Here is a 17,619-nt window from a genome sequence, read left to right as displayed (position 1 = left end):
ACCCCGCTAATATTCACAATGGTCAGGGAATTTCATGGGTATAGTGACTGCATCTGCTGATGTATTGCGGCCACCTTGCTCGTACCACCAGTGAACGTTTGCAGAGACGAATTGTTTAAGAATGGAACCTAAAAATGAAAAAAACCGGATTATCCTGCCTGATGCTACTGCTGACCGGCGTAGTATCAGCGCACAGTATGGCCGCGGACACGGCCAGCATCAAACAACTCTCCGTCAGCCAGATCCACCCTACCCAGCCGGCGGTAGGGTATGATGAGATTCTTTATAAGGTTGCGAAATACCAGGCTAACCCCGGTGAGTTATTTGACAGTTTCTGCGAAGAAAATGGGGCCGGTAAAGCCAGTCATTACGATAGCCAGTCGCGAATCACCCAACCTGCGAGTTTCACTTGCCAGTCAGCCTACGGGACTTACCCGGAGGCGATAAAAAGTGCGGTTATTGCCCCGAATCACCAGGTTTATCTGACTGATGGCCACCATACGGTCAGTGTTTACCGTGATATCGCACGGGGTGAGGACTTCACCTACAGTGTGCGGATCACCAATGATCTGAGCTCGCTGCCAGACATGGCGGCCTTCTGGACCTGGATGCAGCAGCATAACCTGGCCTGGCTGAAAGATCCGGCAGGCAACGCGGTGACTCCGGCGAATTTGCCGCCGCAGGTCGGAATGAAATTTATGGCGAATGATACTTATCGGTCCGTGCTTTATTTCCTGCGGTCCGTCTCTTATAAGAAACCTAAGGATGCACCGCCATTTCTGGAGTTCTATTTAGGCGACTGGCTGCGTCATCATCAACCTGCCAGCCAGAGTGAATTAGCGACCAAAGCAGGCTATGCCGCCTACCTTTCCCGGGCAGCGAAAGCCATGGTTGCCGCAGATGGCAGCCAGCATACCACCAGCGACGCCTCATCCCCTACGCTGGATCGGCTGGGTAAACTGGATAAGGTAAACCAGAAAAAACTGGATAAACTGAGTAAACCAAGCGGGAAACTGTCGGTGCTGTTTAGTTCGGCGGTCGCTAGATCTTAAACCGCATTCAGACTCAACCCTGAAGCGCCTTTGCAGGCAAATGGAGCAGGGACGCTCCCTCTGCATTCCCCTTCAGCCGGGGGAATGCAGTACCACTGGCTGAATCTCACCTCTTGCCTTGTCGTCTCTTCAGCCCGTTTTCGGTTACAGACTAATACGCATCACCTCATCCGGTGCAGTGGCAGGCTTCTGACGTGTCGCCGGTTGTTTCACCGAAACAAACAGTGTCTTACCATCCGCGGACAGCGCCAGACTGTTTGGCAGCCCCGGAGCTTTGATGGTCTGTTTCACCGAATAATCTTTAGTATTAACAATACTGACAGTACCGGCCTTACGGTGAGTGACATATAACTCGTCACGGGAAGGATTAAATAGTACCGACAGCGATTCAGGGACATCGATAGTATGAATCAGTTTGTCTGTACGGGTATCCACCACCAGTACTCCGGCCTGTTTAAAGTCAGAAATAAACAGCCGGTGCCCAGCTTTATCCAGCGTGATATTCAGTAATGCACTGTCACCGTTTTCGACCAGCTTAACCCGTTTTTCGATGGCATTGGTATGGGTGTTGATCACCAGCAACTCGCCATCACCGTTAGAGATATACAGAGTATGGTTATCGCTGTCGAGCGCGATGCCGGTAGCAATTTTCCCGGTATGCTCAATCGTATTTAGCAGAGTCAGGTTTTTCGCATCCACCACCCAGACAACCCCGTCCCCCCCAACCCCGGGAACATACAGACGCTGGCTGGCCGCATCAAACACAATTTCACGAACTGCCAACGGACGAACGGTTTCACTCCGCTGACGGCTATCCAGTACCAGGTGTTTAATTTCAGCACCGGTTTTAGCATTCATCGAGGTGATGGCATTTTCACGGCTGTTCCCCAGGAACAACACGTTATTCTGAGCATCCAGGGCGATACCGAAAGGTTTGTACTGGTTTTTCAGTGCCTGCACAGTATGCAAATCTTTCGGGTCCAGCTGATACACCACCCCGCCTTTGTCATCCCGGCCCTGGGAGCTGGCGACAAATAAGGCATTATCCGGCTGGCTGTACGCCAGTTCATATAAACCACTGCCTACCGGCTGATGAATAGCCGTAGCTTCAGCAGCAAAGGTCTGGGCAGATAATAGCGCGGTAACCAGTACCAATGGACGGAAAAAAGCAGAATGAGAACTAAGCATTTAGGTGACTTCTCCAGAGTAAGAAACTTCACATAACCGTAAATATCGACAAATCAAAGATTCGTGATGCAATAACCTGACAGGAAAGTAAAATGAGTTTCCTTATGATAAGAATAATCATTTACATCTGAAATGGATAGCATTTTATCAGGCCTCGCCCTGATAACGTAGAGTCAGTAAACACTGACTCCGCTTAACAGGGGGAACTCTGTGAAGAAGCTGCTGTTTAGTGATTTACTGAAGCGGCAAGTGCCTGACGAATAAAGCCGCGATGTTGCTCTAACAGGGCCGTCGCCTGAACGGCATCCAGATCTGCCAGCAACATCACGATGGCAGTTTTACAGTGTCCGTGACAGGCATTCAGTGCCTGTTCAGCCGTGGCTGCATCACAGTCAGTGGCCTGCATCACAATATTAATTTGTCGCTTCACCAGTTTATGATTTGTGGCTTCGACATCGACCATCAGATTGCCAAAGACCTTGCCGCTACGGATCATCGCTCCCGTGGTCAGCATATTCAGTACCATCTTTTGCGCGGTACCGGCTTTCAGGCGTGAAGACCCCGTGATCACCTCGGGTCCTACCACAGGCGTCAATGCGATGGCCGCTTTGGCCGCCATTTCCCCCTGCGGATTGCAGCTAAGCGCAATAACCACCGCCCCGCATTGCTCAGCATATTCCATCGCCCCCAGCACATAAGGGGTACGTCCACTGGCGGCAATCCCGACCAGGATATCCCCGGCACTGAAATCCACTTTCTGCAAATCGCTTGCGCCCTGCTGACGATTATCTTCGGCGTTTTCTACCGCCTGAAGAATCGCGCGCTGCCCACCTGCGATCAGCCCTTGCACCTGTTCAGGCGGGGAACCGAAGGTTGGCGGGCACTCACTGGCATCCAGGATTCCCAGCCGCCCGGAAGTTCCGGCGCCACAGTAAATCAACCGTCCTCGCGCGGCAAAGGCAGCAGTAATGGCATCCACCGCTGTGGCAATCTGCGGCAAAATAGCTTCCACAGCCAGGGCGACTTTCTGGTCTTCCTGATTGATAACCGTCAGCATCTGTTCTGTTGTCAGTTGATCGATAATTTCACTGGCAGGATTACGGCCTTCCGTAATCATCTTATTCAGGTCAAGCGTCATATCCATTACCTGTTCTGTGGTAAGTCAGGCTGCATCATAGAACATGCCGCGCAGAGGGGAAAGCGCAGGACGGGCTGGAACAATTTCATCGGAAGAGGTATGGCGGAGCAAAGCGTGCGGGGTCAGAGACGACCCCGCACCACACAGGTTAATCAGCCAGTAAATGCGCCTTCATTTTCTGTTCGTAATCGCGGGCTTTTTCGGTATCGAATTGTTTTTCCCAGCGAGCCACAACCAGTACCGCCAGGGCATTACCGACAACGTTAAGGGCAGTACGTGCCATATCCATAATACGGTCAACCCCGGCAATAAACGCCAGACCTTCCAGCGGAATACCGACACTACCCAGAGTCGCCAGCAGTACCACAAACGAGACTCCGGGTACCCCGGCAATCCCTTTTGAGGTCACCATCAGTGTCAGTACCAGCATAATTTCTTCACTGAGTGACAGATTAATGCCATACAACTGAGCAATAAAAATCGCCGCAATACTCTGATACAGGGTAGAACCGTCGAGGTTAAACGAGTAGCCGGTAGGTACGACGAAGCTGGTGATAGATTTCGGAGCGCCGTAAGCCTCCATCTTTTCCATAATACGTGGCAGAACGGTTTCCGAACTGGCCGTTGAGTAGGCCAGAATCAGCTCATCCTTCAGGATCCGGATAATGGTCATAATCCGTAACCCGCAGATTCTTGCCACGATCCCAAAGATCACCAGCGCAAACACCAGGATAGCGGCATAAACCAGACCGACCAGTTTAGCCAGCGGGAACAGCGAAGCAAAACCAAAGGTGGCAACCGTCACGGCAATTAACGCAAACACCCCGACCGGTGCGTAGCGCATAATCATATGCGTGACTTTAAACATGGTTTCGGAGACCGAACGGAACAGCGTAATCAGCGGGTCGCGGTGCTCTGCCGGCAGGGCTGACAGCCCCATACCGAACATTACCGAAAAGAAAATAATCGCCAGCATGTCACCGTTCACCAGCGAGACAAAAATATTCTGCGGGATAACCGATAAGATGGTAGTCACCAGACTGTGCGGGCCATTCTGCACCTGTTGGGTCGTCGCTTCATATTTAGAAATATCGGTAGTCGCCAGGGTCGACATATCGATACCAGTCCCCGGATGGAACACGTTTGCTAATGTGATCCCCAGGATAATGGCTATCGTAGTGATAATTTCGAAATAAAGGATGGTTTTTACACCAATCCGCCCCAGCTTTTTAGCATCACCCACCCCGGCAATGCCGACAATCAGTGATGAGATAACAATCGGGACAACAATCATCTTGATCAGATGAATAAAGATGTCACCGGCAGGTTTCAGGATATTGATGATCAACCAGTCACGGTCACCTGGCTGGTTATGCAGGACAGCACCCACAACAATTCCCAAAATCAACGCAATCAGTATTTGCCAGGCAAGACTAATCTTTATGCCTTTCTTCATTTTTGTTTCCTTAGTCAGACTTCCCTTTCATTTCTCATCAGCAGAGAATTATTCGGTGAAGTGAACAAACACCGGGTAAAAACAGACCTCAAATCGACGAGAATTGCTGCCAAACCCTGCATAAGAGATAGATAAGTAACATTTTTGGGCAGGTTATGGCAACCTTATTCCATAACGAATAAAAACAACAATTAACTCCGCGAATCTTTACCGCAGGGCGATTTCTGTTATAACTAATTGTTATGGAAATAGATAATAAGATCAGAATATCCTGAATTCTGTTGCCAGTTTTGAGTGGATAATCAACCGTCAGTCTGCGGAAGCAGATAACAAACCAAAGGAAATAGTTATAATTACTGCTTTTACCTGTAATTTACACTAAAGTGAAAAAACCCCCCGATAATATGACTTTTCTCTGACACGTGATCTGCAACGCAAAAGCAAAAAATTCCTTCCACCCCCCTTTAATTAACCATTTAGTCACATAATACTAACAACCAGCAGAGGAGGCCTGACATGAGCCAGATTCACAAGCACCCGATTCCTGCAGGGATTGCTGAAAATGCCCTGATTAACCCACAGCAATACACAGAAATGTACCGTAATTCGGTAGAAAACCCTGAGGCATTCTGGGCTGAACAGGGAAAAATTCTCGACTGGATAACACCTTACCAGCAGGTTAAAAACACGTCATTTGCTCCGGGCAATATCAATATTCGCTGGTTTGAAGAGGGTACCCTCAACCTGGCAGCAAACTGCATCGATCGTCATCTGGCGACTCACGCCGATAAAACGGCCATTATCTGGGAAGGTGATGATGCCAGCCAGAGTACCCGCTTGAGCTACCGTGAACTTCACCAGCAGGTATGCCGTGCAGCCAATATGCTGACAGATTTAGGCATCCGAAAAGGGGATGTCGTGGCAATCTATATGCCTATGGTGCCGGAAGCTGCCGTCGCGATGCTGGCATGTGCCCGTATTGGTGCGGTGCATACGGTGATTTTTGGTGGTTTCTCACCGGAAGCCGTCGCAGGACGAATCATCGATTGTGGCGCAAAACTGGTGCTCACCGCCGATGAAGGTATCCGGGCAGGACGTGCTATTCCCCTGAAAAAAAATGTCGATGAGGCACTGAAAAACCCTGAAGTTACCAGCATTAAAAATGTCGTTGTGTTTCGCAGAACCGGTGGCTTCCCTGGCTGGAAGGAAGGACGTGATCTGTGGTGGCATGACCTGATGGCTGAAGCGGCTACCGAACACACCCCGGTGGCAATGAATGCCGAAGATCCCTTATTTATCCTGTACACCTCCGGCTCTACCGGTAAACCTAAAGGCGTACTGCACTCCACCGGCGGCTATCTGGTTTATGCAGCCACAACATTTAAGTATGTGTTTGATTATCATCCGGAAGATATCTACTGGTGTACTGCCGATGTCGGCTGGATTACCGGCCACAGCTACCTGCTGTACGGACCGCTGGCCTGTGGCGCGACGACCCTGATTTTTGAAGGCGTTCCAAACTGGCCAACTCCGGCCAGAATGTCTCAGGTTGTGGATAAACACCAGGTCTCTATCCTATACACGGCCCCGACCGCCATCCGCGCATTGATGGCAGAAGGAGATAAAGCAACTACCGGTACACAGCGTACCAGCCTGCGCATCCTCGGATCCGTGGGAGAACCTATCAACCCTGAGGCCTGGGAGTGGTATTACCAGAATATCGGAAACAGCCATTGCCCCATCGTCGATACCTGGTGGCAGACCGAAACCGGAGGTTTTATGATAACCCCACTGCCGGGCGCCACCGAACTGAAAGCGGGCTCTGCAACCCGCCCATTCTTTGGTGTTCAGCCTGCCTTAGTGGACAACGACGGCATGGTTCAGGAAGGCGCCTGCGAAGGTAACCTGGTGATCACTGACTCCTGGCCTGGCCAGGCACGAACGCTGTATGGCGATCATGCCCGTTTTGAGCAGACTTACTTTTCGACCTTTAAGAACTGCTACTTCAGTGGTGACGGAGCACGACGTGATGAAGACGGTGACTACTGGATAACAGGTCGTGTCGATGATGTGCTGAATGTATCCGGCCACCGTCTGGGTACCGCTGAAATCGAATCGGCGCTGGTTTCACATCCGAAAATCGCCGAAGCCGCCGTTGTAGGTATTCCCCATGCCATTAAAGGACAGGCTATCTATGCCTACGTCACACTGAATGCCGGTGAAGAACCGACCCCGGAGTTGTACAACGAGGTACGTCAGTGGGTGCGTAAAGAAATTGGTCCGATTGCTACCCCGGATGTATTGCACTGGGCGGATATGTTACCCAAAACCCGTTCAGGCAAAATCATGCGCCGTATCCTGCGCAAGATTGCCAGCGGAGACACCTCCGGGCTGGGCGATACTTCCACCCTGGCCGATCCTGGCGTGGTAGAAAAATTACTCGAAGAACAACAGTCGATAAAGATGCCTTAATCGCCTGAAAATATCAGGGGTGGGTTCTCTGCCCCTTTTTTCAGCCCACACGCCCCGCGTTCCCCCGTATTCCGTTCCAAAGATATGCCCGTTCTGATGAATGTAGTCCATCACCGGCGAGCGGCCAGACAAGGTACGTAACACCGAATAATAAAACTGACAGACCTGCACACTTTTACCTCCGGAGACATAGCGATGAACGATATCTTGTGTCAGAAAATTGCAGATAATCCCGCCTTCCGTGAGCTGGTGAAGAAAAGACAGCATTTCGCCACGCTTCTATCCCTGATTATGCTGGTGCTCTACATTGGTTTTATCTTACTGATCGCTTTCGCTCCTGACTGGCTGGGTACCCCGTTATCAGCCACCAGTAGCGTAACCCGGGGAATTCCTGTCGGTGTGGGACTCATCGTGATCTCTTTCCTGTTGACCGGACTGTATGTCTGGCGCGCAAACGGAGAATATGATCGCTTAACCCGCCAGGTTATCCGGGAGTGTGAATAATGATAAAAATCATCCTGTTAGCACTACTGTGCTATGCTCCGTCATTACTGGCCGCCGATGCTCTGACCGGTGAAGTTCACCGCCAACCGGTCAATTATCAGGCCATCGCCATGTTTGTGGTCTTCGTCGCTTTTACCCTGGGAATTACGTGGTGGGCCTCACGCAGGACACGCTCGCGCAGCGATTACTATACCGCCGGGGGGAACATCACTGGATTTCAGAACGGCCTGGCGATGGCAGGCGATTTTATGTCTGCCGCCTCATTTCTCGGGATTTCGGCGCTGGTTTACACTTCCGGTTACGATGGACTGATCTACTCGTTGGGTTTCCTGGTGGGTTGGCCAATGATTCTGTTTCTGATTGCCGAACGGTTGAGAAACCTGGGTCGCTACACATTTGCCGATGTAGCCTCCTACCGGTTACAACAAAAACCCATCCGTATCCTGTCAGCCTGCGGTTCATTGGTGGTGGTGGCGTTGTACCTGATTGCGCAGATGGTCGGGGCCGGGAAGCTCATTCAACTGCTGTTTGGCCTGAACTATCCGGTCGCCGTAGTCATGGTCGGGATACTGATGGTGTTGTATGTCCTGTTCGGCGGCATGCTGGCAACCACCTGGGTGCAGATTATCAAAGCAGTACTATTACTGTTCGGTGCTACCTTTATGGCGGTGATGGTGATGAAAGCTGCGGGATTCAGTTTCAGCAGCCTGTTTAGCCAGGCCATGGCGGTGCATCCAAAAGGCGCGGCGATCATGCGGCCCGGCGGGCTGGTCAGTGACCCGATATCGGCACTCTCCCTGGGACTGGGATTGATGTTTGGGACGGCAGGCCTGCCCCATATACTGATGCGTTTTTTCACCGTTGCCGATGCGAAAGAAGCCCGTAAGAGCGTATTTTGGGCGACAGGGTTTATGGGGTATTTCTACTTCCTGACCTTTATTATTGGCTTTGGCGCCATTTTACTGGTCAGTGCGAACCCGCAATTCACAGATGCGTCAGGCGCACTGGCTGGCGGGACTAACATGGCTGCGGTGCATCTGGCGAACGCGGTGGGTGGCAGTACCTTCCTCGGGTTTATTTCCGCCGTCGCCTTTGCCACTATTCTGGCGGTTGTCGCCGGACTCACCCTCGCAGGGGCTTCTGCGGTTTCGCATGATATCTATGCCAGTGTATTACGCAATGGGAATGCCAGTGAACAACAAGAATTACGGGTATCGAGGATCACGGTGCTGGTGCTGGGGATCGTGGCAATCGCACTCGGCATTCTGTTTGAAAAACAGAATATCGCCTTTATGGTCGGCCTGGCATTTTCCATTGCTGCCAGCTGTAATTTCCCGATCATTTTACTGTCGATGTACTGGCGGGGGCTCACTACCCGCGGAGCCGTGGCAGGGGGGTGGCTGGGATTACTGACCGCCATTGTGTTGATGATCCTTGGCCCGACTATCTGGGTACAGGTGCTGGGACATGAACAACCCGTTTATCCTTATGAATATCCGGCACTGTTTTCGATGCTGGTTGCGTTTGTCTGTTGCTGGCTGTTTTCGGTCACCGACCATTCAGTGGCCGGCAGAAGCGAGCGGGAACGCTTCACGGCGCAGTTTATCCGGTCACAAACCGGCATTGGGATAGATCAGGGAAAAGCACATTAAACCGTCTCCCCCGCAGGTTAACCTGCGGGGGAGAAGACTCAGAAGTTCACTGAGGCACTTACGTATGGTCCATCAACCAGTACGTTAGTTTTATTATCACCTTTATTGTTCAGTTCAACATACTGATAACCTGCCCGCAGGTTCAGCATAGAGATCGGTGAAAAGCTGATACCACCCGCGGCTTCCTGGTAGTTTTGCAGGTGTGTAGAGAACGATTTTGGTGCGTAATAATATTCACCATACACGCCCCACATGTTATTCAGCTGATAGCTGACACCGGAACCGACGGCTACAGCAAAGCCATCTTTACTGTCTTCAGGATGAGTAAACAGGGCTTTGGCTGTCGGAGAGAAGTTTAACGGACCCACAGACAGGTTATAGCCCAGTGCTGCACCGGTGACACTACCGTCATCATTACTGCGCAGCCAGTTACCTTTAACAAACAGTCCCGGGGATGCGGTACCCAGGCCAAGGTTGAGGTTGGTGCTGTGTCTGCCAACATCTACACTGCCTTCGACTGCCTGGGCCACGCCACTGGCCAGTAAACCTGCCACTCCTGCAGCGAGGATAATTTTTTTCATTGTAATACTCCTGGTTAATAAAAACGCGCACCCTACATTGGAACAGCATAAAATAGGGGCCGCAACCTGTTTATAGGTAAGCAGAAGTATATTTCGTCATATTCTGAAATCATCGGGTGATTAAGCCCGCCACATCACATGACCAATAATCGGTGCAGCCAGTACGGTAACCACCCCTGCCAGCATCATCACCAGACTGGAAACCACGCCTTCCTGAGGGCCCAGCTGATAAGCTTTCGCCGTACCGGCACCGTGAGATGCAGCCCCCAGACCGGCACCTTTTGACAGGCTTTGTTTAATCGCCAACCGAAGAAACATAAAATCACCAATCGCCATCCCGAACACGCCGGTTAATACCACAAACAGCGCGACTAAATCGGGTTGTCCCCCTTCCTGCTGAGCGGCAGCCAGCGCAAACGGGGTGGTAATTGATCGAACCGCGAGGCTGCGTTGGATCTCTTCCGGCAACGTAAACAGCCGGGCCAGCCAGACCGAGCTGCACACCGCGACCAGTGTTGCGGTGATCACCCCGGCACTGAGTGACATCCAGTGACGGCGGATAATATAGATATTTTCATACACCGGCACCGCAAAAGCTAAGGTTGCCGGACCCAGTAACCACAACAGCCAGTGGCTTTGGGCAATATAATCACTCCAGCTGATATGAGTCACCAGCAACAGAGCGACCAGTACCAACGGTGTCATCACCAGCGGCATCAGCAGCAGGATACGCCAGCGGCGGTAGAGCCGTTTATTCAGGTAGTAAACCAGAACAGTCACTACCGCACACAACACACTGATCACTAAATCATTCATCACGGGCCTGCCTGCGTTCTGCACGCTGAGTTTCATAACGATAGATACGTTCAACCACAAATGAGGTCGCTGCCAATACCATCACAGTACTGATGGCAATCACCAGGCAGATACGGACACCATCCTCACGCAGTAATGTTCCGTAGTTGATCACCGCCACGACCGCAGGGACGAAAAACAGCAACATTTCGGCCAGTAACCAGTTGGAACCGGCTTTAACCCATTTCAGGGGTAAAACTCTGGTCACAATCAGTAACAACATCAGTAGCATACCGACAATATTTGCCGGCAGAGGAATATGCAGCCACAGCACCAGTTGTTCTGAAAAAAGAAAGAAACCGATATAAATCAGTACCTGTACTGGCAGCTGCAGCCACCGGGGTAATTTTGTCAGCCGCTGTGAACGAAGGGCCGCAAGCATGGTGAATTCCTCAAAAATAATTGATGGATGCAGTATACATCCTGGCCACAGGGTGAATAAAATGAACTAAAATTATCCCAACCATGCCATTTAGGAATAGTTATGGATGTAAGAGCGATTCGTTACTTTACTGAAGTGGTGCGCCAGCAAAGCTTTACCCGTGCGGCAGAAAAACTGTATGTCACTCAACCGACTATCAGCAAAATGCTGCGGCAACTTGAGGAGGAACTGGGCTGCACCCTGCTGTTAAGAGAAGGACGGAAGCTGTACCTGACCGATAGTGGCAAAGCGGTATACCAACGCGGAAATGCGATTTTGCAGGAATTTCGTCAGTTAGAGGCCGAAATCAGTGATATTAATCAGCTGACAACCGGTGAGTTACGCCTGGGGATCCCGCCGATGGTCGGCATGCAAATCGTCGGTTCTATTTCCGCCTTTCATAAACGTTATCCGGGTGTAGAACTGAAAATTTCTGAGTTTGGTGGTCTGGCAGCACAACAAGCCGTATTACAGGGACGTCTGGATATTGCCATGACCGCCCTGCCCGCCGAGAGCGAATTCCCCTTGCAGGTACTGCCGTTAATGGAGCACCCGTTATGTGTGTTAGTCCCCCGTACCCGGGAGTGGCTGCAACGCAAAAGCCTGACCCTGCAGGATGTCTCCCGTTACCCGTTACTGGTGTTTAACGAGGAGTTTTCGCTGAACCGTCAGTTACATAAAACCTTTCAGCGCCTTGGCTTGTCCCCGACCATTGCTATTCGTAGCGGCCAGTGGGATTTTCTGGCGGCGATGGTACAGGCAGATATGGGAGTGGCGATTCTGCCGGAACCGATTTGCCAGAGACTGGACCCGGCCTCGTTACTCTGGATACCGCTGGAATCAGAGTTGAGATGGACGCTGGGATTAGTCTGGCGCGAAGGGAATTATATTTCCAGCAGCACCCGGGCATGGATCGATTGCTGCCGGGAGTTCTGGCCCGGAGAACCTCCGGTACTGTCGATTTAGTCGCCAGGAGGCCGCCTGATCAGTCAGGTGGCCTCCTGCCATCCATCACTCTTCTTTTTCGATCAGCAAAGCTTCCAGCAGGTCGAGATCACGCAGAAGTTTCTGCATCGATTCGTTACTGATTTGCTGTGTCGCACGCATATGATAAACCTCTGCCCGTTCAGCACGCAGTGCCGCCAGACGGAAACGACGTTCGAGGTTTTCTGCAAACATCGCTCGTTCAATATCTTCTTTACCGTCAATCCTGCGCCGAAGATTTCCGGTCACCCGGGAACTCACCTCTTTCAGAACATCCGGGTCGATATTCTCTTCACTGTCTTTGGCGAGACGCTCTTCCATTTTATACAGGCTGTCGATGGCGACCTTCGCCATTACCGCACGGGCAGTCCGCAGTTCACGGGCATTCTCACTCTTATCCATGCCCGGCATCCCCCGTAACAAAATGGGTAAAATAATCACGCCAATGATCAGCGAGAACATAATGACCCCGGTGGCAAGGAACACCAGCTCATAACGCGCCGGAAATGCATCGCCGTTAGCCAGATATAAAGGCACTGACAATACACCTGCGAGGGTGACCGCACCACGAACCCCGGCAAAAGTTGCAATCAACAGCTCACGGAATGAATAGTTGCTGAACTCCATCGGATTCTTTTTCAGTAACCGGACACTCAAACGCTTCATGATGAACAGCCAGCCAAAGCGAACCAGCAGCAGCGCGGCATACACCAAGCCCACATCGGCGAACAGCATCCAGATATTGACATTAGAATCCGCGTTTGCCTGTTGGATAGAGGTTTCCAGGATGCTCGGTAACTGAAGGCCCAGCATCAAAAACACCATGCCGTTAAATACGAACTCCAGCATCTGCCATACACTGTTTGCTCTCAGACGCATCGCCAGCGGAGCCTGGCGGATAATGCCTGAACGGGTAATTGTCATCCCTGCGGCCACTGCGGCCAGAATGCCTGAAAAACCGAAGTGTTCCGCGATAATATAAGAAGCAAAAGGTAACAGCAGCAATAACACCGTCTGGGTTGCCGGATCATCACCACTCCAACGACTCATCAGACGCAGGGATTTACCGTACAACCAGCAGATAACCACCCCGGCCACGAGCCCACCGATAGCCACCTTCAAAAATTCGAGGGTCGCGCCTGACCAGGTGAACACCATGGTTCCCATGGCGACCGCCACCGCAAATTTCAGTGACACCAGACCAGAGGCATCATTCATCAGGGCTTCGCCCTGAACTATCGACATGATTTTTTTAGGTATTCGCCCTTCACCGACAATCCCGGAGAGGGCGACCGCATCGGTGGGCGAAAGCACGGCAGCCAGCGCAAATGCCGGAATCAGCGGAATACCAGGCACCGTCCAGTAAATCAGGTAACCAATACCCACGACGGTTATCAGCACCAGCACCAATGCCAGGCCGATAATCTCACGCCCGTGGTGCAAAAATTCACTGGTCGGAGTTTTCCAGCCATCGGCGAACAACAGTGGCGGAATAAACAGCACCAGGAACAACTCCGGATCAAAATCGACATGCAGCCCTATTGAAGGCCATGCCAGTATCGCTCCGGCGATGATCTGTACCAGTGGCAGGGGAATATGAAACGGGAGTAACCGGCCGGCAACACCCGACAGGGATACCACTAATGTCATGATCAGAATGGTAAAAAAGATTTCCATGCTTTCCTTCTAGCCTCTTCCACAGGCGTTTTATGAACCAGAAACACATCAGTTACTGTGATAGTGTAAAACAAAATAAGGCAGTTAAATGCATCCCGGAGTGCGAAAATTCATCCAAACCCTCGCTTTACAGATTTCCCCAGGATTCCGGGCCCCCCGGGAATCACGGGAACAGCCACTCTTCGCCCTGTAATTGCGACGGCTGGTTCGGTCCCGGACTCTGATTTGCCACGTCATTTCGGCCGGTATCCTGACAAGCGTCCTGCGGTACACCACTGTACCCTCTCCACAAAATCCGGACTCCATTACTTCGATGCAGCAGAGCGACGCTTTCTTACCGGAGGGGTGACAGCATCAACTTCCGGGGCGGAAAGTGCTTCTCCCGCCGGGCCCCTTTCCAGCAACACCGCGCCCTGTCCACTGGCCGCCAGCTGATCTCCCGGGTTGCGTAACGGACAGTCGCGCATTGAGAGACAGCCACAGCCAATACAGCCGTTTAGATCATCCCGTAAATGCGTCAGTGTGGCGATTCTTTTATCCAGTTCTTCACGCCAGTGGAGCGTCAGAGTTTCCCATTCACTGGCAGACATACGCTTATTCGGCGGTAATTGCGCCAGATTTTCGCTGACTGTCGCCAGGGGAATACCAATGCGCTGCGCAACTTTAATAATCGCGACCCGGCGCAATACATCGCGGCTGTAACGTCGCTGATTTCCGCTGTTACGGCTACTGGAGATAAGCCCCTTACTTTCATAAAAATGCAGAGCTGAGACTGCGACCCCGCTACGACGGGCAACTTCGCCGGGTGTCAGGACCGGTTTCGGGTAGTTTCTCTCTTTTTTCATTTTCGGCCTTTACCTCAAGTTAACTTGAGGAATTATACTCCACTCCGACGCAAAAATCCCGAACCACTCCGGCGATAATATTCGCCGTACAGGACAGAACTATGATGCAAGAAGAGATCATTCATTCGTTAACCCAGTGGATCAACCAGAACCTTGGGAAACATTTATCGATAGATGAAGTCGCTGCTAAATCAGGATATTCCAAATGGCACCTGCAACGTATGTTCCGGGCAGTCACGCAGCAGACGCTGGGTGATTATATTCGTGAGCGCCGGCTGGAGATGGCCGCCGATGCGCTGTGTAAAACCCGACGCCCGGTGTTCGATATTGCCCTGCAATATGGTTACGAATCGCAGCAAACTTTTTCGCGGGTATTCCGTCGCCAGTTCGACCAGACCCCGACGGCGTATCGCCAGGCGATGCGCTGCCGCGAACTCAGCCCGTCAGAGACTATTCATCGCGAGTCAAGGCCGACTGCAGCCCGTCCGGTGTCTGTATCGGGGATGATGTAAGTCGTCATGTTGCCGCCTGACCGGCGGCACCCCGCTTTTCAAAGACTCTCCCACCACCTCCTCCTTCATGCTACAAAAAATTACATAGCGTGTATTTTTCGTTCGATTTTCTTACAAGAAAGCCTATAATGTGACCTGCATCACAAAATTCCGTCCCCGTCAGGTCCCCCGCTCCCGCGGCAATTTCCCGGATGACGGAGTTTATGTCAGTCAAAAAATTGTTATAAGCATCAGTCACGGGTAGAAAAAATGGGCACATTAACTGCAGGTTTTCTGATCATGCGCTGGGGGTTACTCAGTGCTTTCGTCATGTTTCTCGCCAGCACAGTGAAAATTAAATGCCGGCAGAACAGTCACTATTTCTTTAGCTTTGTCTGCAGCAGTATTGGTGTAGTCATGTCTTGCTGGTTTGTGACCGGACTGATGGGTATTACCCTGAGCATGCAACAATGGCATCTGTTTGTCAGCAGTGCTCAGGAAGCCTTCATTAATGTGATGGAAATGACACCCACCAGTTGGCCAACCTACTAATTAGCATCACGGCCTTAGTGCCCGGCAGGCAGTAACAGCATCGCCCCCAGAACCAGGCTGAGCAGCCACGGATAAAGCCGTGCGTGTAACGAGTCTGGTACCAGGGAAACGGCATATCCTGCCAGCCACATTCCGGTAAAACTTCCTGCCATCAGGATAACAGCGGCCTGAACATCGATATAGCCAACGAATCCGGGCATGGCAGGCGATGAATGCCAGAGCGATGTCACGGCATAGGTCAGAGTGGCGGTCAGTGCCATTGGCAGGGTGAGTGGATTAGCCAACGCTGCCGCCTGAACCATAGTGGCTCCTCGTCGCCGCATCAACGGCACTGTCATCACACTGCCTCCTACCCCGAGGAAGGCTGCAATCAAACCAATCATTAACCCGGCCAGGGCTGAATGTTTCAAAGGTCGGATTCCCGTGTTTCCGACAGTAGCGTTTCGTAAAAAACCGGGCCGGAACAGGCAGTCCAGCAATGTCAGTAACAGATAGAGGATAAATCCTGCACGAATCCACTGACCATTGCTGTATTGTGCAGCCACAGATCCGGCTATCCCGCCCAACGCAATCATCAGCCACAATGGTTTCAATACCGGGGCCAGTTTCCTGAGCAGATGTTTCTGACGCAGACTGGCAATCAGGGAAGAGAACAACATCACTGCCGCAGAGGTTGCCACCGCTATTTGCATCACCACACTGCCCTGACTGTTTACCGGTAAATGCTGTGCCGCCAGAACTGAAACCAGCAACGGTACCGTGATAAACCCACCGCCAAACCCAAACAACACCGTCGTGACCCCTGAGACAACACCGGATATCGCTAAAAAAAGAATCATAAATATTTACCTGTCTGTCACCGTGCGTCAGAGTATATAAACTTCAGGGAATGACTTATTTACGTGTACAGGACAATCATTAACGAATTCAGGCCACCTGAGACAGGTCATGCGTAATACTCCGATTAACAGCGTCGACCATATCCAACGCCCGGTGTTGGCCCTGGCGACCGATTACCCTGCCGATACATGGCTGGCACCACACCAGCACCGCAGAGCGCAGTTTCTCTATAGCATCAGCGGCCTGATGGAGGTGAATAGTGAAGAAGGACAGTGGGTGGTCTTGCCTGGCAGTGGAGTCTGGATACCCGCAGGTAAGGTTCATGCCGTGAGAATGCTCGGTGCCAGTACCCGCAGCCTGTATATTGAGCCTGAGGCGGCCCCGCGTGCTGCCATTCAGTGTGAGGTGTTGCATGTCACCCCGTTACTGCACCAGTTATTGCTCGTCTCTGCAGATATTCCGCTGGATTACCCGGCGGGTAGCCGGGATGAATTAGTCATCCTGTTAATGCTGCAGGACCTGATGCAAGCCAGAATTAATCCGCTGTTCACCCCGCTCCCCTGCGATCCCAGGCTGGCAGCTCTGTGCAGCGAGTTCCTTCAGCAACCCGATATCCGGCTGCGACCTGAGCAGTGGGCGGCCCTGTTACATAAAAGTCTACGGACTTTCACTCGCTTCTTCCGGCAACAAACCGGCCTGTCATTTGCTCAGTGGCGGCAGCGTGCCTGCCTCAATTACAGCTTTTTGGCTCTGGGTCGGGGGGAGTCGGTCACGGCTACCGCACTGACTCTGGGTTATCAGAATATCAGTGCTTTCTCGGCTATGTTTCGTCAGGTAACCGGGCAAACTCCCGGAATGTTTTCCGCTGCCCCACCACCGGGGAATACTCCGTCCGACAGATGAAAAAATCC

The 17,619-nt window shown here is 51.8% G+C and carries 17 protein-coding genes; 8 read left to right on the top strand and 9 right to left on the bottom strand.

All coding sequences use genetic code 11. From position 1 onward, the window contains the following. Positions 1-134: 134 nt before the first annotated feature. Complete coding sequence (locus B3Z23_RS17395; RefSeq protein ID WP_294912472.1) at positions 135-1,052, top strand: ParB/Srx family N-terminal domain-containing protein; 918 nt, start codon at positions 135-137, stop codon at positions 1,050-1,052. Between the two features lie 144 nt (positions 1,053-1,196). On the opposite strand, the gene B3Z23_RS17390 is transcribed toward B3Z23_RS17395, so the two are convergent. The 3 genes from B3Z23_RS17390 to gltP form a co-directional block, all read right to left on the bottom strand. After that, on the bottom strand, positions 1,197-2,240 hold the full coding sequence (locus B3Z23_RS17390) for a YncE family protein (RefSeq protein ID WP_294912471.1): 1,044 nt from the start codon (positions 2,238-2,240) through the stop codon (positions 1,197-1,199). Between the two features lie 226 nt (positions 2,241-2,466). Beyond that, entirely contained in the window at positions 2,467-3,378 is a 912-nt protein-coding gene (gene murQ / locus B3Z23_RS17385; RefSeq protein WP_294912470.1) for an N-acetylmuramic acid 6-phosphate etherase, read from the bottom strand. A gap of 148 nt (positions 3,379-3,526) precedes the next feature. Further along, a complete protein-coding gene (gene gltP, locus B3Z23_RS17380; protein WP_294912469.1) occupies positions 3,527-4,834 on the bottom strand; it encodes a glutamate/aspartate:proton symporter GltP in 1,308 nt (435 codons plus the stop codon). Positions 4,835-5,350: 516 nt separating this feature from the next. Here gltP and acs point away from each other — a divergent pair. The 3 genes from acs to B3Z23_RS17365 all read left to right on the top strand — a co-directional run bounded on the left by acs (position 5,351) and on the right by B3Z23_RS17365 (position 9,462). Continuing rightward, on the top strand, positions 5,351-7,306 hold the full coding sequence (acs, locus tag B3Z23_RS17375; protein WP_294912468.1) for an acetate--CoA ligase: 1,956 nt from the start codon (positions 5,351-5,353) through the stop codon (positions 7,304-7,306). 195 nt (positions 7,307-7,501) lie between these two features. Beyond that, a complete protein-coding gene (locus B3Z23_RS17370) occupies positions 7,502-7,810 on the top strand; it encodes a DUF485 domain-containing protein (RefSeq protein WP_294912466.1) in 309 nt (102 codons plus the stop codon). Beyond that, entirely contained in the window at positions 7,810-9,462 is a 1,653-nt protein-coding gene (locus tag B3Z23_RS17365; RefSeq protein ID WP_294912465.1) for a cation acetate symporter, read from the top strand. Before B3Z23_RS17370 ends, B3Z23_RS17365 begins: the two co-directional genes overlap by 1 nt. A 38-nt stretch (positions 9,463-9,500) precedes the next feature. Here the strand turns inward: B3Z23_RS17365 and B3Z23_RS17360 are convergent, their stop codons facing one another. The 3 genes from B3Z23_RS17360 to B3Z23_RS17350 all read right to left on the bottom strand — a co-directional run bounded on the left by B3Z23_RS17360 (position 9,501) and on the right by B3Z23_RS17350 (position 11,280). Beyond that, complete coding sequence (locus B3Z23_RS17360; RefSeq protein WP_294912464.1) at positions 9,501-10,043, bottom strand: YfaZ family outer membrane protein; 543 nt, start codon at positions 10,041-10,043, stop codon at positions 9,501-9,503. Between the two features lie 120 nt (positions 10,044-10,163). Continuing rightward, positions 10,164-10,859, bottom strand: coding sequence for an LrgB family protein (locus tag B3Z23_RS17355; protein WP_294912598.1), 696 nt, complete (start codon positions 10,857-10,859; stop codon positions 10,164-10,166). Beyond that, a complete protein-coding gene (locus B3Z23_RS17350; RefSeq protein WP_038023770.1) occupies positions 10,852-11,280 on the bottom strand; it encodes a CidA/LrgA family protein in 429 nt (142 codons plus the stop codon). The genes B3Z23_RS17355 and B3Z23_RS17350 overlap by 8 nt, the downstream gene beginning before the upstream one ends. A gap of 102 nt (positions 11,281-11,382) precedes the next feature. Between B3Z23_RS17350 and B3Z23_RS17345 the strand changes: the two genes are divergently transcribed. Beyond that, a complete protein-coding gene (locus B3Z23_RS17345) occupies positions 11,383-12,285 on the top strand; it encodes a LysR family transcriptional regulator (RefSeq protein WP_294912463.1) in 903 nt (300 codons plus the stop codon). 45 nt (positions 12,286-12,330) lie between these two features. Here B3Z23_RS17345 and B3Z23_RS17340 read toward each other — a convergent pair whose 3' ends face one another. Both B3Z23_RS17340 and soxR read right to left on the bottom strand, forming a co-directional pair. After that, a complete protein-coding gene (locus tag B3Z23_RS17340) occupies positions 12,331-13,980 on the bottom strand; it encodes a Na+/H+ antiporter (protein ID WP_038023776.1) in 1,650 nt (549 codons plus the stop codon). 305 nt (positions 13,981-14,285) lie between these two features. After that, a complete protein-coding gene (gene soxR / locus B3Z23_RS17335) occupies positions 14,286-14,825 on the bottom strand; it encodes a redox-sensitive transcriptional activator SoxR (RefSeq protein ID WP_294912462.1) in 540 nt (179 codons plus the stop codon). Between the two features lie 101 nt (positions 14,826-14,926). Between soxR and soxS the strand changes: the two genes are divergently transcribed. Continuing rightward, positions 14,927-15,337 (top strand): superoxide response transcriptional regulator SoxS, encoded by a 411-nt coding sequence (soxS, locus tag B3Z23_RS17330; protein WP_294912461.1) that lies wholly within the window; start codon positions 14,927-14,929, stop codon positions 15,335-15,337. A 249-nt stretch (positions 15,338-15,586) separates the two neighbouring features. Then, entirely contained in the window at positions 15,587-15,868 is a 282-nt protein-coding gene (locus tag B3Z23_RS17325; RefSeq protein ID WP_294912460.1) for a YjcB family protein, read from the top strand. A 14-nt stretch (positions 15,869-15,882) separates the two neighbouring features. Here B3Z23_RS17325 and B3Z23_RS17320 read toward each other — a convergent pair whose 3' ends face one another. Continuing rightward, positions 15,883-16,707, bottom strand: coding sequence for a sulfite exporter TauE/SafE family protein (locus tag B3Z23_RS17320; protein ID WP_294912459.1), 825 nt, complete (start codon positions 16,705-16,707; stop codon positions 15,883-15,885). A gap of 109 nt (positions 16,708-16,816) precedes the next feature. Here B3Z23_RS17320 and B3Z23_RS17315 point away from each other — a divergent pair, with 109 nt between their 5' ends. Beyond that, complete coding sequence (locus B3Z23_RS17315; RefSeq protein ID WP_294912458.1) at positions 16,817-17,611, top strand: AraC family transcriptional regulator; 795 nt, start codon at positions 16,817-16,819, stop codon at positions 17,609-17,611. The last annotated feature ends 8 nt before the right edge of the window (positions 17,612-17,619 follow it).

This window comes from Tatumella sp. UBA2305, assembly GCF_002345795.1.
Lineage (GTDB): Bacteria > Pseudomonadota > Gammaproteobacteria > Enterobacterales > Enterobacteriaceae > Tatumella > Tatumella morbirosei.
The sequence above is the reverse complement of the archived record's forward strand: the minus strand, read 5'-3'. Positions and strand labels throughout refer to the sequence as shown.

Coding starts and splice junctions, on each gene's coding strand:
- B3Z23_RS17370 (WP_294912466.1), top strand. CDS start 7,502: ATGAACGATATCTTGTGTCAGAAAATTGCAGATAATCCCGCCTTCCGT.
- B3Z23_RS17355 (WP_294912598.1), bottom strand. CDS start 10,859: ATGAATGATTTAGTGATCAGTGTGTTGTGTGCGGTAGTGACTGTTCTG.
- B3Z23_RS17340 (WP_038023776.1), bottom strand. CDS start 13,980: ATGGAAATCTTTTTTACCATTCTGATCATGACATTAGTGGTATCCCTG.
- B3Z23_RS17325 (WP_294912460.1), top strand. CDS start 15,587: ATGGGCACATTAACTGCAGGTTTTCTGATCATGCGCTGGGGGTTACTC.
- soxS (WP_294912461.1), top strand. CDS start 14,927: ATGATGCAAGAAGAGATCATTCATTCGTTAACCCAGTGGATCAACCAG.
- B3Z23_RS17345 (WP_294912463.1), top strand. CDS start 11,383: ATGGATGTAAGAGCGATTCGTTACTTTACTGAAGTGGTGCGCCAGCAA.
- B3Z23_RS17365 (WP_294912465.1), top strand. CDS start 7,810: ATGATAAAAATCATCCTGTTAGCACTACTGTGCTATGCTCCGTCATTA.
- gltP (WP_294912469.1), bottom strand. CDS start 4,834: ATGAAGAAAGGCATAAAGATTAGTCTTGCCTGGCAAATACTGATTGCG.
- B3Z23_RS17390 (WP_294912471.1), bottom strand. CDS start 2,240: ATGCTTAGTTCTCATTCTGCTTTTTTCCGTCCATTGGTACTGGTTACC.
- B3Z23_RS17350 (WP_038023770.1), bottom strand. CDS start 11,280: ATGCTTGCGGCCCTTCGTTCACAGCGGCTGACAAAATTACCCCGGTGG.
- soxR (WP_294912462.1), bottom strand. CDS start 14,825: ATGAAAAAAGAGAGAAACTACCCGAAACCGGTCCTGACACCCGGCGAA.
- B3Z23_RS17320 (WP_294912459.1), bottom strand. CDS start 16,707: ATGATTCTTTTTTTAGCGATATCCGGTGTTGTCTCAGGGGTCACGACG.
- murQ (WP_294912470.1), bottom strand. CDS start 3,378: ATGACGCTTGACCTGAATAAGATGATTACGGAAGGCCGTAATCCTGCC.
- B3Z23_RS17395 (WP_294912472.1), top strand. CDS start 135: ATGAAAAAAACCGGATTATCCTGCCTGATGCTACTGCTGACCGGCGTA.
- B3Z23_RS17315 (WP_294912458.1), top strand. CDS start 16,817: ATGCGTAATACTCCGATTAACAGCGTCGACCATATCCAACGCCCGGTG.
- B3Z23_RS17360 (WP_294912464.1), bottom strand. CDS start 10,043: ATGAAAAAAATTATCCTCGCTGCAGGAGTGGCAGGTTTACTGGCCAGT.
- acs (WP_294912468.1), top strand. CDS start 5,351: ATGAGCCAGATTCACAAGCACCCGATTCCTGCAGGGATTGCTGAAAAT.